Annotated in this window: 24 protein-coding genes and 3 tRNA genes; 17 read left to right on the forward strand and 10 right to left on the reverse strand. The window is 67.9% G+C overall.

Going from position 1 to position 21,913, the window contains the following annotated elements; genetic code table 11:
• Positions 1 to 13 precede the first annotated feature (13 nt).
• Positions 14 to 784, forward strand: a complete 771-nt coding sequence (locus tag ACO2Q1_RS11505; RefSeq protein WP_423329606.1) for a prepilin peptidase — start codon at positions 14 to 16, stop codon at positions 782 to 784.
• A gap of 59 nt (positions 785 to 843) precedes the next feature.
• Here the strand turns inward: ACO2Q1_RS11505 and ACO2Q1_RS11510 are convergent, their stop codons facing one another.
• Positions 844 to 1,476: a TetR/AcrR family transcriptional regulator gene (locus tag ACO2Q1_RS11510; protein WP_423329607.1), complete on the reverse strand. Its 633-nt coding sequence runs from the start codon at positions 1,474 to 1,476 to the stop codon at positions 844 to 846.
• Between the two features lie 23 nt (positions 1,477 to 1,499).
• A tRNA-Thr gene (locus ACO2Q1_RS11515) sits at positions 1,500 to 1,575 on the reverse strand.
• 54 nt (positions 1,576 to 1,629) lie between these two features.
• On the opposite strand from ACO2Q1_RS11515, the gene ACO2Q1_RS11520 reads away from it, so the two are divergent.
• Positions 1,630 to 1,998: a DMT family protein gene (locus ACO2Q1_RS11520; RefSeq protein WP_423329608.1), complete on the forward strand. Its 369-nt coding sequence runs from the start codon at positions 1,630 to 1,632 to the stop codon at positions 1,996 to 1,998.
• A 109-nt stretch (positions 1,999 to 2,107) separates the two neighbouring features.
• Here ACO2Q1_RS11520 and ACO2Q1_RS11525 read toward each other — a convergent pair whose 3' ends face one another.
• Positions 2,108 to 2,545: an HIT family protein gene (locus ACO2Q1_RS11525; protein WP_423329609.1), complete on the reverse strand. Its 438-nt coding sequence runs from the start codon at positions 2,543 to 2,545 to the stop codon at positions 2,108 to 2,110.
• A 79-nt stretch (positions 2,546 to 2,624) separates the two neighbouring features.
• Between ACO2Q1_RS11525 and ACO2Q1_RS11530 the strand changes: the two genes are divergently transcribed.
• The 5 genes from ACO2Q1_RS11530 (at position 2,625) to ACO2Q1_RS11550 (ending at position 7,833) form a co-directional block, all read left to right on the forward strand.
• On the forward strand, positions 2,625 to 4,232 hold the full coding sequence (locus ACO2Q1_RS11530) for a carboxyl transferase domain-containing protein (RefSeq protein ID WP_423329610.1): 1,608 nt from the start codon (positions 2,625 to 2,627) through the stop codon (positions 4,230 to 4,232).
• Positions 4,233 to 4,356: 124 nt separating this feature from the next.
• A complete protein-coding gene (locus ACO2Q1_RS11535; protein ID WP_423329611.1) occupies positions 4,357 to 5,256 on the forward strand; it encodes an enoyl-CoA hydratase-related protein in 900 nt (299 codons plus the stop codon).
• A 57-nt stretch (positions 5,257 to 5,313) separates the two neighbouring features.
• A complete protein-coding gene (locus tag ACO2Q1_RS11540; protein ID WP_423329612.1) occupies positions 5,314 to 5,514 on the forward strand; it encodes an AbrB/MazE/SpoVT family DNA-binding domain-containing protein in 201 nt (66 codons plus the stop codon).
• Entirely contained in the window at positions 5,501 to 5,845 is a 345-nt protein-coding gene (locus ACO2Q1_RS11545) for a type II toxin-antitoxin system PemK/MazF family toxin (RefSeq protein ID WP_423329613.1), read from the forward strand. Before ACO2Q1_RS11540 ends, ACO2Q1_RS11545 begins: the two co-directional genes overlap by 14 nt.
• A 44-nt stretch (positions 5,846 to 5,889) precedes the next feature.
• Positions 5,890 to 7,833, forward strand: coding sequence for an acetyl/propionyl/methylcrotonyl-CoA carboxylase subunit alpha (locus ACO2Q1_RS11550; RefSeq protein WP_423329614.1), 1,944 nt, complete (start codon positions 5,890 to 5,892; stop codon positions 7,831 to 7,833).
• Between the two features lie 126 nt (positions 7,834 to 7,959).
• On the opposite strand, the gene ACO2Q1_RS11555 is transcribed toward ACO2Q1_RS11550, so the two are convergent.
• The 3 genes from ACO2Q1_RS11555 to ACO2Q1_RS11565 all read right to left on the reverse strand — a co-directional run bounded on the left by ACO2Q1_RS11555 (position 7,960) and on the right by ACO2Q1_RS11565 (position 10,596).
• On the reverse strand, positions 7,960 to 9,081 hold the full coding sequence (locus tag ACO2Q1_RS11555) for an acyl-CoA dehydrogenase family protein (protein WP_423329615.1): 1,122 nt from the start codon (positions 9,079 to 9,081) through the stop codon (positions 7,960 to 7,962).
• A gap of 4 nt (positions 9,082 to 9,085) precedes the next feature.
• On the reverse strand, positions 9,086 to 10,270 hold the full coding sequence (locus ACO2Q1_RS11560; protein WP_423329616.1) for an acyl-CoA dehydrogenase family protein: 1,185 nt from the start codon (positions 10,268 to 10,270) through the stop codon (positions 9,086 to 9,088).
• A 71-nt stretch (positions 10,271 to 10,341) separates the two neighbouring features.
• Positions 10,342 to 10,596 (reverse strand): Lrp/AsnC ligand binding domain-containing protein, encoded by a 255-nt coding sequence (locus ACO2Q1_RS11565; RefSeq protein WP_423329617.1) that lies wholly within the window; start codon positions 10,594 to 10,596, stop codon positions 10,342 to 10,344.
• 112 nt (positions 10,597 to 10,708) lie between these two features.
• On the opposite strand from ACO2Q1_RS11565, the gene ACO2Q1_RS11570 reads away from it, so the two are divergent.
• Both ACO2Q1_RS11570 and ACO2Q1_RS11575 read left to right on the forward strand, forming a co-directional pair.
• Positions 10,709 to 11,536, forward strand: a complete 828-nt coding sequence (locus ACO2Q1_RS11570; protein ID WP_423329618.1) for an alpha/beta hydrolase — start codon at positions 10,709 to 10,711, stop codon at positions 11,534 to 11,536.
• Between the two features lie 141 nt (positions 11,537 to 11,677).
• Complete coding sequence (locus ACO2Q1_RS11575) at positions 11,678 to 12,349, forward strand: bifunctional 4-hydroxy-2-oxoglutarate aldolase/2-dehydro-3-deoxy-phosphogluconate aldolase (RefSeq protein WP_423329619.1); 672 nt, start codon at positions 11,678 to 11,680, stop codon at positions 12,347 to 12,349.
• Between the two features lie 214 nt (positions 12,350 to 12,563).
• On the opposite strand, the gene ACO2Q1_RS11580 is transcribed toward ACO2Q1_RS11575, so the two are convergent.
• Positions 12,564 to 12,869, reverse strand: coding sequence for a CsbD family protein (locus ACO2Q1_RS11580; protein WP_423329620.1), 306 nt, complete (start codon positions 12,867 to 12,869; stop codon positions 12,564 to 12,566).
• A gap of 166 nt (positions 12,870 to 13,035) precedes the next feature.
• On the opposite strand from ACO2Q1_RS11580, the gene ACO2Q1_RS11585 reads away from it, so the two are divergent.
• From ACO2Q1_RS11585 to ACO2Q1_RS11605, 5 genes are all read left to right on the forward strand, one after another.
• The gene (locus ACO2Q1_RS11585; RefSeq protein ID WP_423329621.1) at positions 13,036 to 13,389 is read left to right on the forward strand and encodes a phage holin family protein; all 354 of its coding nucleotides are present in this window, start codon (positions 13,036 to 13,038) and stop codon (positions 13,387 to 13,389) included.
• Between the two features lie 100 nt (positions 13,390 to 13,489).
• Positions 13,490 to 14,863, forward strand: coding sequence for an MATE family efflux transporter (locus tag ACO2Q1_RS11590; RefSeq protein WP_423329622.1), 1,374 nt, complete (start codon positions 13,490 to 13,492; stop codon positions 14,861 to 14,863).
• 402 nt (positions 14,864 to 15,265) lie between these two features.
• Positions 15,266 to 16,969: a methionine--tRNA ligase gene (metG, locus tag ACO2Q1_RS11595; RefSeq protein ID WP_423329623.1), complete on the forward strand. Its 1,704-nt coding sequence runs from the start codon at positions 15,266 to 15,268 to the stop codon at positions 16,967 to 16,969.
• Positions 16,966 to 17,541, forward strand: coding sequence for a 2'-5' RNA ligase family protein (locus ACO2Q1_RS11600; protein WP_423329624.1), 576 nt, complete (start codon positions 16,966 to 16,968; stop codon positions 17,539 to 17,541). Before metG ends, ACO2Q1_RS11600 begins: the two co-directional genes overlap by 4 nt.
• A gap of 76 nt (positions 17,542 to 17,617) precedes the next feature.
• Entirely contained in the window at positions 17,618 to 18,745 is a 1,128-nt protein-coding gene (locus tag ACO2Q1_RS11605; RefSeq protein WP_423329625.1) for a tetratricopeptide repeat protein, read from the forward strand.
• A 9-nt stretch (positions 18,746 to 18,754) separates the two neighbouring features.
• Here the strand turns inward: ACO2Q1_RS11605 and ACO2Q1_RS11610 are convergent, their stop codons facing one another.
• Genes ACO2Q1_RS11610 through rlmB form a run of 3 tightly spaced genes read right to left on the reverse strand, consistent with a single transcriptional unit; the run spans position 18,755 to position 21,076 of the window.
• Positions 18,755 to 19,246 (reverse strand): hypothetical protein, encoded by a 492-nt coding sequence (locus tag ACO2Q1_RS11610; protein WP_423329626.1) that lies wholly within the window; start codon positions 19,244 to 19,246, stop codon positions 18,755 to 18,757.
• 4 nt (positions 19,247 to 19,250) lie between these two features.
• On the reverse strand, positions 19,251 to 20,102 hold the full coding sequence (locus tag ACO2Q1_RS11615) for a TerC family protein (protein ID WP_423329627.1): 852 nt from the start codon (positions 20,100 to 20,102) through the stop codon (positions 19,251 to 19,253).
• Positions 20,103 to 20,149: 47 nt separating this feature from the next.
• On the reverse strand, positions 20,150 to 21,076 hold the full coding sequence (rlmB, locus tag ACO2Q1_RS11620) for a 23S rRNA (guanosine(2251)-2'-O)-methyltransferase RlmB (RefSeq protein WP_423329628.1): 927 nt from the start codon (positions 21,074 to 21,076) through the stop codon (positions 20,150 to 20,152).
• A 114-nt stretch (positions 21,077 to 21,190) separates the two neighbouring features.
• Between rlmB and ACO2Q1_RS11625 the strand changes: the two genes are divergently transcribed.
• The 3 genes from ACO2Q1_RS11625 to ACO2Q1_RS11635 form a co-directional block, all read left to right on the forward strand.
• Positions 21,191 to 21,274 (forward strand) — tRNA-Tyr (locus ACO2Q1_RS11625).
• 95 nt (positions 21,275 to 21,369) lie between these two features.
• Positions 21,370 to 21,443 (forward strand) — tRNA-Gly (locus ACO2Q1_RS11630).
• 61 nt (positions 21,444 to 21,504) lie between these two features.
• The coding region (locus ACO2Q1_RS11635) for a GTP-binding protein (protein ID WP_423329629.1) at positions 21,505 to 21,913 on the forward strand (409 nt) is incomplete at its 3' end.

A 21,913-nucleotide genomic window follows, 5' to 3' on the forward strand; every position in this document is an offset into this window, starting at 1 on the left:
GAGACCCGTCCACATGCCCTCCACCGTCTTCGTCGCGGCCGTCATGGCCCTGCTGGGCCTGATCGTCGGCAGTTTCCTGGCCGCCGTCTCGGTGCGCCTGCCGCGCGACGAGGACATCGTCCTCGCCCGCTCGCGCTGCATGAGCTGTGAGCGCCAACTGGCCGCGCGCCACATGGTCCCGGTGATCAGCTGGCTGGTCCTGAGGGGCCGATGCGGCTGGTGCCGCGCGGCGATTTCGCCTCGCTACCTGCTGATCGAGCTGGCGGCCGGCGGCCTCGGCGCCTGGGCGGCCCTGGCCATGGCGGCGCGTTCCGACGCCTCCTGGCTGACGGTCGGAGCCACGGCGGTGCTGGGCTGGCAACTGCTGCTCATCGCCCTGATCGACGCCGAGCATTTCTGGCTGCCTGACGAACTGACCTGGCCCCTGGCCGGCACGGGACTGATCGCCACGGGACTGATGGCCGGCGGCGTGCCCTGGGATCAGGTCATCGGCGCGGTCGCGGGCTTCGGCCTGTTGTGGCTGATCGCCTGGGGCTACAAGCGGGCGCGCGGGCGCGAGGGGCTGGGCGGCGGCGATCCGTTCCTGATGGGGGCCGTCGGCGCCTGGGTCGGCTGGATGGGCCTGCCCAGCGTCATGCTCTGGGCCTGCGCCGTCGGTTTCAGTCTCGTGCTGGCCCGCCTGATCCTGCGCCGCAGGGTCAGCGGCGCCGACCGCCTGCCCTTCGGAACCTTCCTGGCCGTCGGGGCCTGGCTGGTCTGGCTGCTGGGCCCGCTCGGCCTCTGACAAAACACTTAAGCGAAATCTGAGCCGAGGGGTCTGCGTCCATCTCGGCCGATTTCGCTTCAGCGTCCCGTCACCAGCTTCACGACGATGTGGGCCGTGGTGTCGATGACCGTGTCGGCCGGGGTGTCGCCCCGCTTCAGCAGTTCGAAGCCGTCCGCCGCCGATTCGACCAGGCTGGCCACCTGATAGGACGTCAGGCGCGGGTCCAGGCCCGGCGCATGATATCCCGTGGCGTGAGCGCGGGCGATCAGCCGCTCCAGCGTCAGGTGCACGCGCCGCAGCCGCTTCACCCGACTGTCGACGAAGCCAGGCTCGCCCTGGTCTGCCAGCATGTGCTCGATCCGCAGCACCGGTCCGTGCTCTCGCCATTGCAGCAGCACGTCCACCACATAGCCGCGGGCGATGCGGAACGCGGCCTCGCCCGACCAGTCGGCGTCCAGCTGCGCCGCCAGCGGCTGGAAATCGGCCGCCGCCACTTCGCACAGCGCCAGAACCGTTTCCTCAACGGTCTTGAAATAGGTGTAGAAATTCGAGGCCGACACGCCGGCGTGTGTCGCCACGTCCGCCACCCGGATCTCTCCCAGATGCTTGCGGTCCAGCAGAGCCCGCGTCGCGGCCAGGATCGCGCCGCGCGTGCGTCCGCCGCGCGCGCCGATGCGGTGTCCCAGCTTGTTCGTCGTGGTCGTGGGCATGGCGCGCCGCGATCGGGGGAGGGTGGTGCCGGTTGCAGGGATCGAACCCGCGACATCCAGTTTACAAAACTGGCGCTCTACCAACTGAGCTAAACCGGCGTTTCCCGGCGCTTATGCTGGCGTCGGCCGCGCGGGGCAAGCAAGATCGCGCCCATGCCGAACTTCCTGCCGCCGAACGCCCTGGCCTATCTGACCCCGGTGCTGATGCTGGTGGTCTCGAACGTCTTCATGACCTTCGCCTGGTACGGCCATCTGAAGTTCGGGTCCAAGCCGCTGTGGATCGTGGTGATCGTCAGTTGGGCCATCGCCTTCTTCGAATACTGTCTGGCGGTGCCCGCGAACCGCATGGGCCATCACGTCTATTCCGCCGCCGAGCTGAAGACGATCCAGGAGGTGATCACCCTGCTGGTCTTCGCGGTGTTCAGCATTACCTTCCTGGGCGAGAAGCTGACGATGAACCACGCGGTCGGCTTCGCCCTCATCTTCGGCGGCGCCTGGGTGATCTTCCGGGGGCCGTTCTAGAGCAAAATCGGACCTGACTGACGCAGTCAGTCGGGGCGTAGATTTTGCTCCAGATTGATGCTGGAGCATTTTTTGGAATCTGACTGATTCAGTCAGATGCAAAAATGCTCTAGTCCAGCGCCGCCGCGATCTTCGCCGCCAGCGTCTTCAGCGCCTCGACGTCCGCCATCGGCGCATGGCCGTGGCCCTTCATGGGACGGTCGGCCCAGCGCGGGATGACGTGGAAATGCAGGTGGAACACCGTCTGGCCGCCGGCCTCACCGTTGAACTGCATGATCGAGAAGCCGTCAGGCGACAGGGCCCTGGTCACGGCGCGGGCGGTGCGCTGAACCGCCGCGGTCACGGCGGCCAGATCGTCGGCGTCGATCCCCAGCAGGTTCTGCGCCGTGGAGGTCTTGGAGATGACCAGAACATGCCCCTCGGACTGGGGAAACACGTCCATGAACGCCAGGATCCGATCGTCTTCCCACACCTTCACGGAAGGAATTTCCCCGCGAAGGATTTTGGCGAAGATGTTGTCGGGGTCATAGGCGCCGGTCAGGCTCATAATCGTTCTCACATCGGCAGGAAGTCGGGCAGATGGCGCCCTTTGCCAGACGGCGAAATCCCGCCTAGACCTTCGCATCATGCCAAGGCTGACCAGCTCCGTCGATCCGTCCTCCGCCGCCTTCAAGGCGCAGCACGCCCATAACTCGGCGCTGGTGGAGGACCTGCGCGCCCGCGTGGCCAAGGCCGCCCTGGGGGGCTCCGGCGCGGCGCGCGAGCGCCACGTGTCGCGCGGCAAGCTATTGCCCCGGGACCGCGTCGAACGTCTGCTCGATCCCGGCTCGCCGTTTCTGGAGATCGGCCAGTTGGCCGCCAACGGCATGTACGGCACGCCCGATGATCCCGAAGGCGCCCCGGGCGCCGGGATGATCTGTGGCGTCGGCCGGGTGTCGGGCCGCGAGGTGATGATCGTCGCCAACGATCCGACGGTGAAGGGCGGCGCCTATTTCCCGATCACGGTGAAAAAGCACCTGCGGGCGCAGGAGATCGCCGAGCAGAACAACCTGCCCTGCGTCTATCTGGTCGACTCGGGCGGCGCCAACCTGCCGCACCAGGCCGAGGTGTTTCCGGACCGCGAGCATTTCGGCCGCATCTTCTTCAACCAGGCGCGGATGAGCGCGCGCAACATCCCCCAGATCGCCTGCGTCATGGGACTGTCGACGGCGGGCGGGGCCTATGTGCCGGCCATGTCGGACGAGACCGTCATCGTACGCGAACAGGGCGCCATCTTCCTGGCCGGGCCGCCGCTGGTGAAGGCCGCCACCGGCGAGGTCATCTCCGCCGAGGAACTGGGTGGGGCCGAGACCCATGGCCGCAAGTCCGGCGTGGTGGACTATGTCGCCGAGAACGACGAGCACGCGCTGGAGATCGTCCGCGACATCGCCGGCCATCTGAACTCGGTCAAGACCGTGGAGATGGACGTGCGCGAGCCCCGGCCGCCGGTTCTGGACCCGCAGCAGCTCTACGGCCTGATCCCCGAGGATGTCCGCGCTCCCTATGACGTGCGCGAGGTCATCGGCCGCATTGTCGACGGGTCGGAGTTCGAGGAGTTCAAACCGCTGTACGGCTCGACCCTGGTCTGCGGCTTCGCCCGCATCTGGGGCTATCCGGTCGCCATCCTGGCCAACAACGGGGTGATCTTTTCCGAGAGCGCGCTGAAGGGCGCCCACTTCATCGAACTGGCCTGCAAGCGGAAGATCCCGCTGGTCTTCCTGCAGAACATCTCCGGCTTCATGGTCGGCGGGAAGTATGAGGCCGGCGGCATCGCCAAGGACGGGGCCAAGCTGGTCACGGCCGTCGCCAGCGCCGAGGTTCCCAAGTTCACCGTCCTGATCGGTGGCTCGTTCGGGGCGGGCAACTACGGCATGTGCGGCCGGGCCTACAGCCCGCGCTTCCTGTTCACCTGGCCCAACAGCCGGATCGGGGTCATGGGCGGCGAACAGGCCGCCAGCGTCCTGGCCACCGTGCACCGCGATGCGGACAAATGGACGCCCGATCAGGCCGAGGCCTTCAAGGCCCCGATCCGTCAGAAATACGAGGACGAGGGCAACCCCTATTACGCCACCGCGCGTTTGTGGGACGACGGGATCATCGACCCCGTCCAGACCCGCGACGTCCTGGGCCTGGCGATTTCGGCGAGTTTGAACGCGCCGATACCAGAGACGCGCTTCGGCGTGTTCAGGATGTAGGAGTGAAGAGTGCTAGTGAGCGGAGACGTGAGCCGTGGCCGATATGACAACGCCAATTCCTGCTCACGCCTTGCTCCCTAGCACTCTTCACTCGCCCATGCGTTGACGCATCGAAGGAGTTCACATGACCGACACCCCCACCGAAGCCGACCTCAACGCCCTGGACATCACCGACGCCGAGGCGGCGGAGATCAACGCCATCGCCAGTCCGTTGCTGGCCGATCCTGCGCCGGACGCCAATGACGACCTGGTCCAGATCGACGCGACGTCGGACGGAGTGGTGTTCGTCACCCTGAACCGGCCGGCGAAGAAGAACGCCTTCGACGCCGCCACCATCGCCGCCCTGCGAGAGGCGTTCGAGACCCTGCACGGCGCGGACAGGGTGCGGGTGGTCTTCCTGCGCGGCGCGGGCGGCACGTTCAGCGCCGGGGCCGATCTGGCCTGGATGCGCGACGCGGTCGACTGGTCCGAGGGCGACAACCGCGATGACGCCATGGGTCTGGCCCGAATGCTGAAGGCCCTGGCCGACGTCCCGGCCCTGACGGTGGCCCTGGTCGAGGGCTCGGCCATGGGCGGCGGGGCGGGCATCGTCGCGGCCTGCGACATGGCGGTGGCGGTCGAGGGTTCGCGCTTCGCCTTCTCGGAGGTCAAGCTGGGCCTGATCCCGGCGACCATCGCCCCCTATGTCATCGAGGCCATCGGCGCCCGCCGCGCCCGGCAGTTGTTCCTGACCGCCAACATCTTCGACGCCGACTATGCGGCCCATATCGGCCTGATCGACATGGTCCTGCCCGAGGGGTCGGTGGACGAGTTCGTCTCCATGCTGTCCGACAGCCTAACCGCCAATGCGCCCGGCGCCATGGGCGACGCCAAACGCCTGGTCCGCGACCTGGCCGGCAAGCATGTCGATCACGGCCTGATGGAGGACACCGCCCGCCGCATCGCCCGCGCCCGCGTCTCCGACGAAGGCCAGGAAGGCGTCCGCGCCTTCCTCGACAAACGTCCGGCGAAATGGGCGGAGTGAGGGCGACTTGCGGGACAGGGCGGTAAGGATTATCCTTACATCATGATTTCAAGCCGTTTGACCAGCAAGGCGCAGACCACGGTGCCGCAGGCGGTTCGCAACGCCCTGGGCGTCGGGCCGGGCGACGATCTGGCCTATGAGATCCTGGGCGACAGCGTGCGCCTGACCAAGGCCAGACCCGTCGAGCGTGATGATCCCTTCGTCCATTTCGAGGAATGGGCGACGGAAGCGGATTCGCGAGCCTATGCCGACCTCTAAGGCGGGCACGGTCGTCCGCGCGCCCTTTCCCTACACCGACCGGGAAACCCATCAGTGGCGGCCGGCCGTGGTCGTCAGCGACGGCGGCGTCGGATTGGGCGACCGGCTGGGCTGGGTGTTGATGGTCACCAGCGCCGAGAACCGCGTCTGGCCCGGCGACGTGGCGCTGACGGAGGATTTCCGTTCCGCCGGGCTGCCGGCGGCCTCGCTGATCCGCACCGCCAAGATCGCGACGGTCGAACTCGACCGGCTGGAGCCGATCGGCCGGTTGCCGGACGCCGTTCATGATGCGGTCAAGGTTCAACTCCGCGAGCGGCTGAGTCTCGACTGAACTCGCCGCTCGCCACTTTCCATTCACGGCACTAGGCTTCGCCCATGTTCAAATCCGTCCTGGTCGCCAATCGCGGCGAGATCGCCTGTCGCGTGTTCCGCACGGCCCGTCGCATGGGCATTCGCACCATCGCCGTCTATTCCGAGGCCGACGCCGATGCCCTGTTCGTGCGCGAGGCGGATGAGGCGGTCCTGCTCGGTCCGGCGCCGGCGCGCGAGAGCTATCTGGATCAGGACAAGGTGCTGGCGGCGGCGAAGGCCACGGGGGCGGAGGCCATCCATCCCGGCTATGGCTTCCTGAGTGAAAACGCGGACTTCGCCGAGGCGGTTCAGGCGGCGGGTCTGGTCTGGATCGGGGCGCCTGCCGCCTCGATCCGCGCCATGGGGCTGAAGGACGCGGCCAAGAAACTGATGGTCGAGGCGGGCGTGCCCGTCACTCCCGGCTATATGGACGACGACCAGTCCGAGGCCCGGCTGAAGGCCGAGGCCGACGCCATCGGCTATCCCGTCCTTATCAAGGCCGTGGCCGGCGGCGGCGGCAAGGGCATGCGGCGGGTCGATGCTGCGGACGCCTTCCTCGACGCCCTGTCGTCGTGCCGTCGTGAGGCGGCCTCCAGCTTCGGCGACGACCGGGTGCTGATCGAGAAATACATCCTCAGCCCGCGCCACATCGAGGTTCAGGTGTTCGGCGACCGGCACGGGACCGTCGTCCACCTGAACGAGCGCGACTGCTCCCTTCAACGCCGCCACCAGAAGGTGATCGAAGAGGCTCCCGCGCCCGGCATGGACGCCCCGACCCGGGCCGCGATCACCGACGCCGCCGTGCGCGCGGCCAAGGCCGTGAACTATGTCGGCGCCGGCACCATCGAGTTCATCGCCGACGCGTCTGAGGGCCTGCGCGCCGACCGCATCTGGTTCATGGAGATGAACACCCGGCTCCAGGTCGAACACCCGGTCACCGAGATGATCACCGGCGTCGATCTGGTCGAATGGCAGTTCCGCGCGGCGGCGGGCGAACCCGTGCCGCTGGCGCAGGCCGACATCCCCCTGAACGGCTGGGCCATGGAGGCCCGTCTCTACGCCGAGGACCCCGCAAACGGGTTTCTGCCCTCGATCGGGCGGCTGGACCACTTTATCCTCCCCCGCAGAGCGGGGGAGGGGGACCGCGAAGCGGTGGAGGGGGCGGCCGCGCATTCGATCCGCATCGACACCGGCGTCGAACAGGGCGGCGAGGTCAGCCAGTTCTACGACCCGATGATCGCCAAGCTGATCGTTCACGCCGCCACGCGCGAAGAGGCGGCGGCGGAGTTGGCTGACGCCTGCGGCCAGGTCGAGGTCTGGCCGGTCAGGACCAACGCGGGATTCCTCAAACGGTGCCTGGAGCATCCGCGCTTCGTGGCCGGCGATGTGGACACAGGGTTCATCGGGGCGGAGGAAGAAGAGCTCATTTCGTCACAAGCCCTGTCGGAAGATGGCTTGCGAAGCGCGGTCGATATCATCCGACTTGCTGACGAGATGGGCGCCGATTGGCGCTCGCCGTGGACCTCGTTCTTCGGCCCGATGGGATTCCGGATGAACGACGTTCCCAGTCTCCACCAGAGAGTCTACGTGGATGGACAGCCGCGATCCGTCCGCCTGTCAGAGGAAGCCAGCTCACAAGGCCGGCCTCGCTATCTTGAGCTGGATCCGCGAGCTGCGGTTCATTTCGAGCGTGGCTATCCCTTCGTGGTTTCGACCCGCATGGACCTCAAGGCGGCAAGCTCCACCTCCGACGGCGCCCTGCGCGCACCCATGCCGGGCAAGATCGTCGCAGCGCCGGTCAAGACGGGGGAGGCGGTGGCCAGGGGCCAGCCGGTGATCGTGCTCGAGGCCATGAAGATGGAGCACGCCCTGACCGCCCCCTTCGACGGCGTCGCCGCCGAGATCAACGCCGCCGTGGGCGATCAGGTCCCGGCCGACGCCGTGCTGGCGCTGGTGAAGGCGGAGTAGGGCTCCGCGCTCTCACTATCGATCTACAAAACTCCGTCACCCTCGGCCTTGTGCCGAGGGCCCATCCAACAGCACTTCCCGCCGCTGGGGTTCAGGTCAGGGAGGCCGACGGATTGGTTGGGCGGCTCAGTACCCCTGCGCGCGCGCCAGCTTCTCCTGATGATAGCCGGCATCGCCGAACAGTTCGTTCAACACCCGCACCCGTTTCATGAACAGGCCGACGTCGAACTCGTCGGTCATGCCGACGCCGCCGTGCATCTGGACGGCCTCCTGAACCGCCAGTTCGGCCACCCTTCCGGCCTTGGCCTTGGCGACCGAGACGGCGACGCCCTGCGGATCCTTGCCCGCCTCCAGCCGTTGCAGGGCGCCGATCGTCGCCGCCCGCGCCAGTTCGATCTCGGTAAACAGATGCGCCGCCCGGTGCTGCAGCGCCTGGAACTCGCCGATCAGCTTGCCGAACTGCTTGCGGGTACGCAGATATTCGGTCGTCACCTGAAACGCCTGGTCGCCTGCGCCGTTCATCATCGCCGCGACACAGGCCCGCCCCAGGTCCAGGGCGGCGTCCAGCGGCGCCCGCCCGCCGCCGACCGACCCGATCACGGCGTCCGCATCGACCTCGACGTCGCTCAGGGTCACGCGCGCGGCGTTGTGGGCGTCCACCATCACCGTCCGCTCGATCTCCACGCCCGCCGTCTTCGGATCGACCAGGAACAGCGTCAGACCCTCGTCGGTTTCGGCCGCCACGATCAGGGCGTCGGCCACATGGCCGTCCAGCACGAAACCCTTGGCGCCGTTCAGCCTGAAGCCGTTGCCCGCCCGCTCGGCCCGCGTCGCGATCCGTTCCGGCCGATGCTTGGCGCCCTCATCCACCGCCAGCGACACGATCGCCTCGCCCGCCGCGATCCGCCCCAGCCAGCCGGCCTTCTGCGCCTCCGACCCGCCGTCGCCCAGCAACTTCGCCGCCAGCACCGCCGTGCCCAGGAACGGCGAGGGGGTCAGGGTCCGTCCCAGGGCCTCGGCGACGACGCCGGCCTCGACCGGTCCCAGGCCCGATCCGCCATGGTCCTCGCCGACCAGAATTCCGGCGAATCCCATCTCGCCGAACTGCCGCCACAGGTCGCGCGACACCCCGTCGGCGTCACGGTCGTCGCGCAGCTTGCGCAGATGCGCGATCGGCGCGGTCTCGCTCAAGAAGCCCTCGGCGGCCTCCTTCAGCATGGTCTGCTCTTCGGTCAGGATCAGGGGCATGGGCTCAGGCTCCCGGCAGTTGCAGAATATGCTTGGCGATGATGTTCAGCTGCACCTCGCTGGTCCCGCCCTCGATGGAATTGGCTTTGGTCCGCAGCCAGTCACGGGCCGTCGTGCCCTTGCGTGACCGCTTGCTTTCCCATTCCAGGGCGTCCGAGCCGCCGGCGGCCATCATCACCTCATAGCGACGCTTGTTGAGCTCCGAGCCGTAGTATTTCAGCATCGACGCCATCGCCGGGTGCGCCTGTCGCGCCTTGTGCTGATCGCCGACCCGTTCCATCGCCAGGTTGAACGCCATCAGGTCCACGTCCAGTTCGGCGATCCGCGCCCGCAGCATCGGGTCGTCCAGACGGCCTTCGGCGTCCACGCCCACGCTGTCGCCCGCGACCTGGCCCAGGGGCCGGCCGCCGCCGATCCCGCCCATCCCGCCGATCATGGTCCGCTCATGCGCCAGCAGGGCCTTGGCCACGTCCCAGCCGCGGTTCAGCGTCCCGACCAGGTTCTCCTTTTCCACCCGCACATCGTCGAAGAAGGTCTCGCAGAACGGGCTCTTGCCGCTGATCAGGGTGATCGGCTTGGTCGTCACGCCCGGCGTCGCCATGTCGAACAGCACGAAGGAGATGCCCAGATGCTTGGGCGCCTCCGGGTCGGTCCGCACCAGACAGAAGATCCAGTCGGCCTTGTCCGCATAGGACGTCCAGATCTTCTGGCCGTTGACGATCCAGTGGTCGCCCTGATCCACGGCCCTGGTCTGGACGTTGGCCAGGTCGGAGCCCGCGCCCGGCTCGGAATAGCCCTGGCACCAGCGGATCTCGCCGTGCACGATCGGCGGCAGGAATTTCTTCTTCTGCTCTTCCGTCCCGAACTGCAGCAGGGCCGGGCCCAGCATCCAGATGCCGAAGCTCGACAGGGCCATCTGGGCGTCGATGCGGCGCAGTTCGGACGCCAGAACCTTGGCCTCCTCGCGGCTCAGACCCCCGCCGCCGTATTCGGTCGGCCACTCCGGCGCGGTCCAGCCCCTGGCGCCCATCCGCTCCATCCACAGCTTGTGGGCCGGGGTCTTGAAGGTCGGGTTGCGTCCGCCCCAGACGCGGTCTTCCTCATTGTCCAGCGGCCCACGCACCTCGGCCGGGCAGTTCGCCTCCAGCCAGGCGCGCGTCTCGGCGCGAAACGTCTCAAGGTCCGCCATGTCGTCTCCTCGTGCCGCTGGTTTACGCGTGCGTTAGCGTCAACCTAGCAGGCTTTTCGGATGACGTAGCGTCAGGCTTTCGAAGGCAGGAACGGCGAGAACGTAATCACCGTGAAGGTGTCCCGCACATGGGCCCGCGTCTGCACCTGCCTGGTCACGAAGGTGCCGATGTCCAGGTCGCGCGGCAGCTGGAACTTGGCCAGCAGGTCGTGCTGGCCCGAAGTCGAATAGACCTCCGAGACATGTTCGACATTGTCGACGATGTCGGCCGCCACGTCGTTGGCGAAGCCCAGCTCGCATTTGATGAAGACGAAGATGGCGGTCATCATGGCGGTCTTACCAAGGTTCGAGGGGCGAGGGATCAGGTTCGAGGACCTGTCGATCAGACCTCTACACGCGGCCGACACGTGATGGCGAGTTGATGCGCAGGAAAATCCAATGACGGCCGCTCCCCTCGACCCTAATCCCTCGCCCCTTGAACCTGAATCTCAGTACAACAACCGCGCCGCCGTACCCGACCACCCCGCCGTCATGGCCCGGTGGAAGACCGACGCCGAGGCCGCCCGCGCCGCCCGCCCGCCGCTCGCAGTCACTTACGGTGACGGCCCGCGCGAGGTCATGGACCTGTGGGAGGCCGCGCCCGACGCTCCGACCGCCGTCTTCATCCACGGCGGCTACTGGCAGGCCCTGGACAAGTCCTGGTTCAGCTGGATCGCCCCGCCGTTGCTGGCCCACGGCGTCAGCGTCGCCATTCCCTCCTACGATCTTTGCCCCGAGGTCAGTCTCAGCCGGATCGTGCATCAGATTCGCACCGTCGCCGACCAGCTACGGGAACGCACCGGCGCCCGCCCCTTCGTCTTCGGCCATTCCGCCGGCGGCCATCTGGCGGCCTGCCTCCTGTCCGAGGGCCGGGCCTCCGGCGCCCTGGCTGTGTCCGGCGTCTTCGACCTGGAGCCCCTGATTCCGACCAGCCTGAACGCGGCGTTGGGACTGGATGTCATGACCGCCCGCGCCCTGTCGCCGATCCACTGGCCCCCGCCCAACGGCGGCGCGCCCGGCGGGACGGCCCTCGACTGCGTCGTCGGCGGCGCCGAAACCGCCGAGTTCCTCCGCCAGTCCCGCGCCATGGCCGACCTTTGGGCCTCAAAGGGCGTAGAAACCCGGTTCGAAGCGCTCGACGGCCTGAACCATTTCACCGTCCTCGACCCGCTGGCCGATGCTGAGAGCCAGCTGGTGACGCGGATCGCGGCGAGGATGAAACAATAAGTTCCGCCCATCCCGGCGAAAGCCGGGACCCGGTGCTTTGGCATTCACGGGTCGCTGGGATAAGCAGGGCGGATCACCGGCTCGGCCGGTCCTGCCAAACAGAACTGGGTCCCGGCTTTCGCCGGGATGAGCGGAGTTGAGATGCGCCACGATCGTCTGACCGTCCTGAACGCGCTGGAGGCGCAGGGCGTCTGCCCGGTCTTCTATCATTCGGACCTGGACGTCTGCCTCAACGTCATCCGCGCCTGCGCGGCGGGCGGCGCCCCGGTGGTGGAGTTCACCAATCGCGGCGACTTCGCGGTGGACCTGTTCGGCGACCTGGCGCGCGAACTGCAGAAGACAAACCCGGAGGTCGTGCTGGGCATCGGCTCGGTGGTGGACGCCCCGACGGCGGCCCTGTTCCTCAATCGCGGCGCCCGTTTCGTGGTCAGCCCCTGCCTGGTCCCCGACGTAGCCCGGGTCTGCAACCGCCGCATGACAGCCTATTTCCCGGGTTGCGGCTCGGTCACCGACATCGGCAATGCACACGAACTGGGCTGCGAGGTCGTCAAACTCTTCCCCGGCGCCAGCGTCGGCGGGCCGGACTTCGTCAAGGCGGTGATGGGCCCCATGCCCTGGACCAAGATCATGCCGACCGGCGGCGTGGACCCGGACGAGGCCTCCATCGCCAAATGGTTCGGCGCCGGCATCGTCGCGGCCGGCATGGGCTCCAAGCTCATCACCGACGCCGCCGTGAAGTCCGCCGACTGGGCCGGCATCGAGGCCCAGGTGCGCCAAACCGTCGCCGCCGTGAAGGCCTTCCGCAGCCGCTGACGGCGCCCATCCGCGCTGCTCCTCCCCCTGACTTAGGCCCCCGTCGTGAAGTCGATGACGCCTGCCTGAAATCCGTCACTCTCCGGCTCGTCCCGATGGCCCATTCCGGCGGCCCGCTCGACCGATCGAACAGAGGAACGATGCGCATGGAAGAGGCCCGGATCGCAAGATCCGGGCCTTCTGTCTCAGCGACTGCTTTCGCTTGGGCCAGAATTCAACGACGACGGCCCAGGCTGGACAGCAGGATCGCCGCCCCGGCCAGGATTCCCGTGGTCAGCAGCGGCTTGTTGCGGGCGAACTCCAGGCCACGCTTGGCGGGTTCGCGGATGTCCACCGGCGCCTTGTCGGCGATGCCGTCCAGGCCGTCGATGACGCGGCCGTAAGCGTCCAGCGCCTTGCCCTTCACCTCGTTCAACTTGCCGTCGAGCTGAAGCTTGCTGTCGCCGGTCAGGCGGCCGAGGGCGTCCTGGGCCTTGCCCTTCAGTCCGGTGGCGGCGCCTTCGATGCGTTGGTCGGTCATGGTGTCTGCCTCGATGTGGATGTGGGTCGATGATGTCGGCGGCGAGGGGAGGGCCGCAGCCTGAAAATAGCGCGCCGGAACGGCGACGGTTCCGGCGCGTTTGCGCCTTTCGCGTGATTGCGACGTCTTGGCGCACAGCCTAGCTTGTCGCAAAGGAGAAACGCCGATGCTGCGCGCCGTTCTGCAATTCCTGGTCACCGCGCTCGGTCTGTGGGCGACGTCGAAACTGGTGCCGGGCGTCGCCTTTTCCGCGACCAGTTCGCTGTTCTGGGCCGCGCTTCTGCTGGGGATCGTCAACGCCGTGGTGCGGCCGATCCTGACCTTCCTCAGCTTCCCGCTGACGGTCATCACCTTCGGCCTGTTCCTGCTGGTTGTGAACGCCGCCACGATCGGAATCGTGGCGGTCCTGCTGGACGGATTCGTGGTGGACGGCCTGTGGGCCGGGATCGGCGCGGCCATCGTCACCGGCGTGGTCAGCTGGATCGCCGGCGCCTTCCTGCCGGACGAGAAGAAGGGCTGATCGTCCGGTCGTCTGCGGCGATCAGGGGACACGGCCTTATCCGTCCATAAGCAGCCCATGTGTTGACCGGGACGCATCGGCGTGGTCTGGCCCGCGTCCCATGTTCGCCCTCAGTTCACAGACCCGTTCGACCCTGCGCGAACTGACCTCCCTGGCCTGGCCGGTCGTGCTCGCGCGGCTGGGCATCATGACCATGGGGCTGACCGACGCGATCGTGGTGGGACACTACGCCAGCCGCGAACTGGCTCTGCATTCCCTGGCCTGGGCGCCCTCCTCGGTGGTGCTGACCACCGCGGTCGGGCTGATGATGGGGGTTCAGGTCATGACCGCGCGCCTTAGAGGCGAGGGACGGCACGGCGAGGTCGGCGCCGTCCTGCGCCGGGGCATGGTCTATGCCATGCAGATCGGCCTGATTTCGATGATCGGCCTTATCGTGCTCGGCCCCCTGGCTCTGTCGAACATGGGGCTGGAGGATGGGTTGGGGCAGGGCGCTTCGCCCGCCCTGGTTGTCTTCGCCCTGTCGATGCCGGCCTATCTGGTTTCGGTTGCCGCCCAGTTCTTCCTCGAGGGGCTGCACAGGCCCAAGGCGGGCATGGTCGCCATGTGGGTTGCCAACGCCGTCAACCTGGCGCTCAACCTTCTGCTGGTTCCCGACATGCTGGGGCTCGGCGTGAACGGCGCCGTCGCCTCGGCCTGGGCCACTTTCGGGGCGCGGACGGCCCTAGCGATCTTTCTCGTGGTCTTTATCCTGCGCCTGCCGGAGGCGAGGGGCTGGGGCGTCTTCGCCAAGCCGCAGCGCGACCGCCCGGTCGAGGTCGAGCAGATCCGCGTCGGCGTCGGCGCAGGGTCGTCCAACTTCATCGAGGTCGGAGCTTTTGCGGCAATGACACTGTTCGCCGCCCAACTGGGCGCGGCCGAGACGGCCAGCTGGGCCGTGGTGATCAACGTCTCCGCCATCGTCTTCATGGTGCCGATGGGCCTGTCGTCCGCGACGGCCGTTCTGGTCGGCCGCGCCTATGGGGCGGGGGACCGGGCGGGCGTGATGCGCAGCGGCCTGGTGGGCATAGGGGTGGTGACGGTCCTGGCCTTCGTCATCGCCATCGGTCTGTGGCTGGCCGCCCGGCCAGTGGTCGGCGCCTACACCACCGATCCGGCCATCCTGGCCATCGCCGCTCCGGCCCTGGTTCTGGCCACCCTGTTCTTCGTCGCCGACGCCCAGCAGGTGGTCGCCGCCCAGGCCAACCGCGCCGCCGGCGACGTGGTCTGGCCGACCCTGATGCACCTGCTGTCCTATGGCGTCATCATGATCCCGCTGGGCTGGTGGCTGGCTCACCGCATGGGTGTCGATGGCATCGTGTGGTCCGTCATCGTCGCCAGCCTGATCTCCGGCGTCCTGCTGACGGGCCGGTTCGTGCGGGTGGCGCGGCGGGCGCCTTCAGCGAGCCGCGCGTGGGGAAGCGCCGGCGGCGTCTGATGTCTCGACGGTGGTGTCCCCAAGCCGTCGATTCGAATGGCTGAGTAGGGTGGAAAGCGGGTGTCAGTCCTCCCTTCTCCCTGTTGGGAGAAGGTGCCCCGAAGGGGCGGATGAGGGGACGGTCTCAAATTCGGCGAAGCCGTCGCACGGGCGGCGACACGGCTTCACCGACTGCCCCGTCTGTCCCCTCACCCTTGAGCGCCAGAACGACGGCTTCGCCGCCGTGCGCTCAATCCCTCTCCCAACCGGGAGAGGGGAAATCAGAATGTCCGCCATGGGTCGATTTGCGACTTCCGTGCGCGACCTCAAAGCTGCCGCTCATCCCTGCCCGACACCCCGAAGGTGACGTGGCCGTTTCGCGCCTCTATATCCGTCGCCTTCCCCAAGCCTGCCCGGACGACCATGGCCCGCATCCTCATCACCTCGGCCCTGCCGTATATCAACGGCATCAAGCATCTGGGGAATCTGGCGGGCTCCATGTTGCCGGCCGATGTCTGGGCGCGGTTCAAGCGGGGGCAGGGGCACGACGTCCTCTACGTCTGCGCCACCGACGAGCACGGCACTCCGGCCGAACTGGCCGCCGCCGCCGCTGGCCAGGACGTCCAGACCTATTGCGACGAGCAGCATGAGGTCCAGAAGGCGGCCGGTCAGGCCTTCGGTCTCAGCTTCGACGTCTTCGGCCGCTCGTCTAAGGCGCCGAACCGTCGCCTGACCCAGCATTTCGCGGCGGTGCTCGAACAGAACGGCCTGATCGAGGAGCGGGTGGACCGCATGGTCTATTCGATCGACGACGCCCGCTTCCTGCCTGACCGCTATGTCGAGGGGACCTGCCCCCACTGCGGCCATGTCGGGGCGCGCGGCGACCAGTGCGACAACTGCGGCCGCCTGCTGGACCCGACCGACCTCATCGACCCCTATTCGGCCATTTCGGGCAGCCGCAATCTCGAGGTCCGCGACACGCGCCACCTCTACCTGCTGCAGACGAAGTTGGAACAGCCGATCCGCGACTGGATCGACAGCCGCCAGGGCTGGCAGCCGCTGGCCAGATCGATCGCCCTGAAACACCTCGACGAAGGGCTGATCGACCGGGGCATCACCCGCGATCTGAAGTGGGGTGTGCCCGTGGTCGGCCCCGACGGCGGGCCGCGCCCGGGCATGGAGGGCAAGGTCTTCTACGTCTGGTTCGACGCCCCGATCGAATACATCGGCGCGACCGAGGAATGGGCCGAGGCGACCGGCGGCGACTGGCGATCCTGGTGGCGTCTGGACGAGGGGGCCGACGACGTCCGCTACGTCCAGTTCATGGGCAAGGACAATGTGGCGTTCCACACCGTGTCGTTCCCCGCGACGATCCTGGGCTCGGGCGAGCCATGGAAGACGGTGGACCAGCTGAAGGCCTTCAACTGGCTGAACTGGTACGGCGGCAAGTTCTCGACGTCCCAGAAGCGCGGCGTCTTCATGGACCAGGCGCTGGAGCTGCTGCCTGCCGACTACTGGCGCTGGTTCCTGACCGCCTACGGCCCGGAGCATTCCGACGCCGCCTTCACCTGGGAGCAGTTCCAGTCGGCGACGAACAAGGACCTGGCCGACGTGCTGGGCAATTTCGTCAACCGCATCGTCAAATTCACCGAAAGCAAGTTCGATGGCGTCGTGCCGGACGGCGGGGAGCCCGGCCCGCTCGAGACGAAGCTGACCGCCGATGTGGCCGCCGCCGTGGCCGAGGCGACGGCGCTGTTCGAGGCGATGGAGTTCCGCAAGGCCGCCGCCGCCGTCCGCGCCGCCTGGGTGCTGGGCAACGAATATCTTCAGGAGGCTGCGCCGTGGACCGCGCTGAAGACCGACCGCGATCGCGCCGCCGTGGTGGTGCGCACGGCCCTGAACCTGATCGCCCTGTTCGCTCGCCTTTCGGCGCCCATCCTGCCTTTCACGGCCCCCCGGATCGGCGAGACGGTCGGGGCCGCCGACCTGTCCTGGCCGGCTTCGGACGAAGACCTGTTCGCCGCCGTGGCGCCGGGCGCCGTCGTGGCCGCGCCCCAGGTCCTGTTCGCCAAGATCGAGGACGCCCAGGTCGCGGAATGGGCGGATCGCTTCGGCGGCGCGGAATGAAGCTGAACCTGCACTTCCGCCTCGACGCCGCCTCGGACGACTGGGCCCGGCGCAGCAACGCCGCCGTCCGCGCCGTGGCGCCGTCCCGGATCGACTTCTCTGAAACGGGCCGGATGACGCCGCATGTCACCCTGGCCATGGGCTTCCTCGCCGAAAGCGCCAGCCTCGAGGCGGTCCAGAGCGATCTCGAGGCGTTCATGGTCGGTCTCACGGAATCGGATCGCCGGGTCGACTGCGCCGTCACCGACGTGCATCTCGACGTGACCCAGGGCCGCTACATCTTGGCGGACCTCGCCCCCACGGCGGCCTTCCTTGATCTGCGCCGCGCCGTCCGCGCCCTCTTGTTGGGCGAACATCTGGTGGTCGGTGGCAGCTACGCCGACACGCCGCACGTGACCCTGGCCTATGTCGAGAACGACGCCGAGCGCGCCCTGGCGGCGGCTCTGGCGTCGCCTCCACCGGCCCGCATGGTCCTCAGCGGGCTGGCGCTCGGCCAGGTGGGATCTCGCGGCGCGGTGATCTCGACCCTGGCGTCCTGGCCGGCGACGACGCAGGCGGGCGCGCCCGTCTGACGCCATTCCGCCGCTACGCTCTTGTCAGGCGACGGCATCCATCTGCAAGCTGGGGTTTGGAAGACGGGAGAGTGGCATGCTCAAGGGGCGGTGGGGACCCACGATCCTGACCTGGATGGCGGTGGCGACGGTGGCGCTGATGCTGCTGTTCGTCATGGTCAACCGATCGGGAGCCACGCCCGGCGCGGAGCCGTCGCTGGAGCTGTCGAACGCCCTGCTGACGGCGGCGGGCCTCATCCTGTCGGTGGTCAGCGTCTTCATCGTGCTGATCGGCGTGCTGGGCTTCGCCGAGTTCCGCCATATCCGTGAGCTCAAGGAGGAGTTGCGCGCCGCCGTCGTCGATCACCAGGCCGCCCAGGCCCAGGTCAGGACGTTCCTGGAAGAGATCGAAAAGCGGTCCAGCCGCCTGCGGTCCGACCTGACGGCCGAAATGGGCAGCATCGTCGAGGCCGCCTATCACTTCACCCTGGGCGAAAACAGCTACAAGGAGGGCCAGTTCGTCAAGGCGATCGCGGAGTATGATCGCGGCCTGGAGCTTCGCCCCGCAGACTCGACCATGATGGTTCGTCGGGGACGCGCCCTGGTCAATCTCGGCCGGGTCGAGGAGGCCAAGACCCAGTTCGAGGCGGCTGTGGCCGCCGCTGACGACCCGTCGGACGCCTACTACGGCCTGGCCACCGCCTGGCGGTATGCGGACATGGAGAAGGCCTTGGATTACGCCGCCAGGGCGCTTCAGACCAACGACCGGTCGTGCGACCTGTGGAATTACGTCGGCATGATTCATCGCGATCTGGGACGGCTGGAGCAGGCCCTGCACCACCACAGCCAGGCCGCCCGCTGCGACGACTACAGCCAGACCCACATCTACCTCGCCATGGTGCACGCAGCCCTGGGCCAGATGCAGTCCGCCGACGCGGAGGCGCGCATGGCTGTCGTCCGCCTGGAGCGGGATCTGGCCAATGGCGACGTGCGTCCGGTCTGGGCCGAACTCACACGCTGGACGGCGGCCGTGATCGCGGGCGATCTGGACACGGCCCAGTCATGCCTCGAACGGCTTAGGCCCAAGGTTACGACGGATCGGCTGCGCCAGACCGTTTCGGATCAGCTGGAATTCGTGCTCAAGGCGCCGCCGGTGGCCGCCTGGGTGGCCGCTCTGCCTGAGGATCGCCGCGCCGCTTTCGCGGGACTGGCGCGCCTGAGCTGAACCCCGGAATCAGGAGCCGCCCGGGCCCAACAGTGTCTCCGGCGCGCCGAACTCGTCGGGCCAGCCGGCCTGGGGCGCATCGCTGGGCCCGATGGCGAAGTCGACCACCGTCCAGCGCTGATCGCGGCGCTGCATGAGGGCGTAGAGGGTCGGCCCGTCGAAGACGCCCTGTTCCATCGCCTGGCGGTAGCGGGTGCGGCGAAAGTCGATCGGCTGGCCGTCCGGCTGTTGGGGGCGGGCGACGACATAGGCCCAGTCGCCCTGGGCTCTCAGGGTCTGGACCACGAACATGACCGGTTGGCCCAGGTCGGCGACAATGGCCGGCCGCAGGGCGTTCAGAACCACGGGGCGCAGCGGATCCCCGACCGGCAGGTCACGCGCCCTAACGGGAGCGGACGTCTCGGCCGCCGCAGTCGCCTGGGCAGCGGGGTTGGCCGAGGCCGCGCCGCCGAAAGCCAGAAGCATCGCGATCAGGCTGACGGATCGTCGGGCTCGGGCCATCGGCTCAGTCCTTCTGCGGCGTCGTTTCCTCTGGCGGGGGCAGGGCGCCGTGGGCCGGGGCGGGCAGGCCGCTCGCCGGCGCCGCATCGGTCGGCGCGCCCCGCACGCCCTTCCAATACTTTGCCTCGTCTTCCGGCGAAATGTCCAGAAATGCGGGGGCCGAACGGTTGAACGCCTCGGTCCGATCCGTCCGCACGATGACCGAGCGCGCGCCGTCCCAGATCATGTGCAGGGCGACATAAAGGACGATGACCAGTCCCAGGTAGCCGATCCAGCGGTAGCGGCTCAGCAGCTTGGCGATATAGGTCGCCGCGACCCCCATCAGACCGATCGACAGAACCAGACCGAAGACCATGATCCAGGGGTGCTCATGGGCGGCGCCCGCCACCGCCAGGACGTTGTCCAGGCTCATCGTGACGTCCGCGATCATGATCTGCAGCAGAGCCGCGCCGAAGGTCTTGCGCTTGATGCCGAGCTCCTCCGGCGAAGGGCCGGTGCCATGCTCGATCGACGCCGCCAGCTCCAGCTCCGCCGCCGCCTCGGCCTGATCGTGCGTCGCCTGTTCGCGAAGCTCCCGCCACATCTTCCAGCAGACCCAAAGCAGCAGCACCCCGCCCGCCAGCAGCAGGCCGACGATGGCCAGCAACTGCACGGTGATCAGGGCGAAGCCGATGCGCAGCACCACGGCGGCGATCAGTCCGACCAGAATGGCCTTGCGGCGTTGCTCCTGCGGCAGGGCTGCGGCGGCCAGGCCGACGGCGACGGCGTTGTCGCCCGCGAGGACAAGGTCGATCATCAGCACCTGGCCGAGGGCCGACAGCTGGCTGAGGAAGTGGGGGTCGGTCAGAAAATCCATGACCGCTTCCTAGCTGCGACCGGCTGTCGCGCCAAGGCCGGTTTGCATCACCCCGCCTGCTTGCGCGCCGCTTCGTAAAGCGCCACGGCGGCGGCGTTGGAGACGTTCAGGCTTTCGAACCCGCCCGGCATGGGGATTCGCGCCAGGGCGTCGCAATGTTCGGCCACCAGGCGGCGGATGCCGTCACCCTCCGAGCCCATGACCAGGACGGTGGGGCGATCGTCCAGGGCTTCCTCGAGGGTCTGCTCGCCGGCGCCGTCCAGGCCGACGGCGCGCCAGCCCAGGTCGGCGAGCCGCTCCAGCGCGCGACTCAGATTGGTGACCCGCGCATGGGGCAGTTTCTCGGTCGCCCCGACCGCCGCCTTCGCCAGCGCCCCGGCCAGCGGCGGCGCATGGCGGTCCTGCACGATGACGCCGCGCGCGCCGAACGCCAGGGCGGATCGGAAGATGGCCCCGACGTTCTGCGGATCGGTCAGCTGGTCCAGCATGACCAGCAGGCCCTCGGCCGGCTCTGCGAGTTCGTCCAGCGACACCCCCTCCAGCGGGGCGACCTTGAACGCCAGGCCCTGATGCACCGCTCCGGCCGGCAGCATCCGGTTCAGGCTCGGCAGATCGACGATCTCGACCCTGTGGCCGTGCGCCAGGTCGCCGTCCGCAATCTCAGCCGCCCGCTCCGCCGTGGCCAGCAAACGGCCGGTCCCGCGACGCGCCGGATTGGCGAGGGCGGCCAGCACTGGATGCCGGCCCCACAGAAAGCCCGAAGGATCGGGCCCGGTCGATCCTCGCGGCGCGCGCGACGCGGAATCGGCCGGCGCGGACTTTCCCCGTTCGCCGCCGCGCGCGCTCGCCCCACGACCGCCTTCCGATGGCCGCGCCGAAGCGCCGAAACCCTTACCGGGCGGGGCTTTCCGCGCGCCCGCGAAAGGCCCTTTTTTCCCCGCTTTCCGGTCGTTGCGTTCTGATTTCGACGACACTATAAGACGCCCTCCGATTTGGAGCCCCAGGGGCTTTCCGGGTCCGGCGCTCCCTCTAACCCAGGAACGGCGGCATCCTGAAAGCCTTTGTTTCCATCGGATCGACAACGCGCTGGGGGAATGTCCCGAGCGGCAAAGGGGGGGGACTGTAAATCCCCTGCGTAAGCTTCGCAGGTTCGAGTCCTGCTTCCCCCACCACGCGTTGCGATCCGGTCGAAAGTCCGGGCTCTGGAAAGGTATCGGGTGCGGAGCCGGACTCGTCCATGGACGCAGCAGGCGACCGCATTCTTCGCGCGGGTATAGCACAATGGTAGTGCAGCAGCCTTCCAAGCTGAGGATGTCGGTTCGATCCCGTCTACCCGCTCCAGGTTTTTAGATGAGCATGACGCCCATCCGCAGAACGGACCCGGGCCACAAGGAGTTTGGCGATGGCCAAGGAAAAGTTCGAACGCACGAAGCCGCACTGCAACATCGGCACGATTGGTCACGTTGACCACGGCAAGACGACGCTGACGGCGGCGATCACGATGACGCTGGCGAAGGCCGGCGGGGCGAAGGCGATGAACTACGCCGACATCGACGCGGCGCCGGAAGAGAAGGCGCGCGGCATCACGATCAACACGGCGCACGTGGAATATGAGACGGCCAACCGTCACTACGCTCACGTCGACTGCCCGGGCCACGCCGACTATGTGAAGAACATGATCACGGGCGCCGCGCAGATGGACGGCGCGATCCTGGTGGTGTCGGCCGCTGACGGCCCGATGCCGCAGACGCGCGAGCACATCCTGCTGGCCCGTCAGGTCGGCGTGCCGGCCCTGGTCGTGTTCATGAACA

It is taken from the genome of Brevundimonas sp. VNH65, assembly GCF_049445955.1.
GTDB lineage: Bacteria > Pseudomonadota > Alphaproteobacteria > Caulobacterales > Caulobacteraceae > Brevundimonas.

Excerpts from the sequence above, each read along its gene's own strand:
- ACO2Q1_RS11550 (WP_423329614.1), top strand. The coding sequence starts at position 5,890 with ATGTTCAAATCCGTCCTGGTCGCCAATCGCGGCGAGATCGCCTGTCGC.
- ACO2Q1_RS11610 (WP_423329626.1), bottom strand. The coding sequence starts at position 19,246 with ATGGCCCGAGCCCGACGATCCGTCAGCCTGATCGCGATGCTTCTGGCT.
- ACO2Q1_RS11585 (WP_423329621.1), top strand. The coding sequence starts at position 13,036 with ATGCTGCGCGCCGTTCTGCAATTCCTGGTCACCGCGCTCGGTCTGTGG.
- metG (WP_423329623.1), top strand. The coding sequence starts at position 15,266 with ATGGCCCGCATCCTCATCACCTCGGCCCTGCCGTATATCAACGGCATC.
- ACO2Q1_RS11605 (WP_423329625.1), top strand. The coding sequence starts at position 17,618 with ATGCTCAAGGGGCGGTGGGGACCCACGATCCTGACCTGGATGGCGGTG.
- ACO2Q1_RS11590 (WP_423329622.1), top strand. The coding sequence starts at position 13,490 with ATGTTCGCCCTCAGTTCACAGACCCGTTCGACCCTGCGCGAACTGACC.
- ACO2Q1_RS11565 (WP_423329617.1), bottom strand. The coding sequence starts at position 10,596 with ATGACCGCCATCTTCGTCTTCATCAAATGCGAGCTGGGCTTCGCCAAC.
- ACO2Q1_RS11525 (WP_423329609.1), bottom strand. The coding sequence starts at position 2,545 with ATGAGCCTGACCGGCGCCTATGACCCCGACAACATCTTCGCCAAAATC.
- ACO2Q1_RS11600 (WP_423329624.1), top strand. The coding sequence starts at position 16,966 with ATGAAGCTGAACCTGCACTTCCGCCTCGACGCCGCCTCGGACGACTGG.
- ACO2Q1_RS11520 (WP_423329608.1), top strand. The coding sequence starts at position 1,630 with ATGCCGAACTTCCTGCCGCCGAACGCCCTGGCCTATCTGACCCCGGTG.
- ACO2Q1_RS11575 (WP_423329619.1), top strand. The coding sequence starts at position 11,678 with ATGCGCCACGATCGTCTGACCGTCCTGAACGCGCTGGAGGCGCAGGGC.
- ACO2Q1_RS11505 (WP_423329606.1), top strand. The coding sequence starts at position 14 with ATGCCCTCCACCGTCTTCGTCGCGGCCGTCATGGCCCTGCTGGGCCTG.
- ACO2Q1_RS11615 (WP_423329627.1), bottom strand. The coding sequence starts at position 20,102 with ATGGATTTTCTGACCGACCCCCACTTCCTCAGCCAGCTGTCGGCCCTC.
- ACO2Q1_RS11530 (WP_423329610.1), top strand. The coding sequence starts at position 2,625 with ATGCCAAGGCTGACCAGCTCCGTCGATCCGTCCTCCGCCGCCTTCAAG.
- ACO2Q1_RS11560 (WP_423329616.1), bottom strand. The coding sequence starts at position 10,270 with ATGGCGGACCTTGAGACGTTTCGCGCCGAGACGCGCGCCTGGCTGGAG.
- ACO2Q1_RS11545 (WP_423329613.1), top strand. The coding sequence starts at position 5,501 with ATGCCGACCTCTAAGGCGGGCACGGTCGTCCGCGCGCCCTTTCCCTAC.
- ACO2Q1_RS11570 (WP_423329618.1), top strand. The coding sequence starts at position 10,709 with ATGACGGCCGCTCCCCTCGACCCTAATCCCTCGCCCCTTGAACCTGAA.
- ACO2Q1_RS11580 (WP_423329620.1), bottom strand. The coding sequence starts at position 12,869 with ATGACCGACCAACGCATCGAAGGCGCCGCCACCGGACTGAAGGGCAAG.
- ACO2Q1_RS11555 (WP_423329615.1), bottom strand. The coding sequence starts at position 9,081 with ATGCCCCTGATCCTGACCGAAGAGCAGACCATGCTGAAGGAGGCCGCC.
- ACO2Q1_RS11535 (WP_423329611.1), top strand. The coding sequence starts at position 4,357 with ATGACCGACACCCCCACCGAAGCCGACCTCAACGCCCTGGACATCACC.
- ACO2Q1_RS11510 (WP_423329607.1), bottom strand. The coding sequence starts at position 1,476 with ATGCCCACGACCACGACGAACAAGCTGGGACACCGCATCGGCGCGCGC.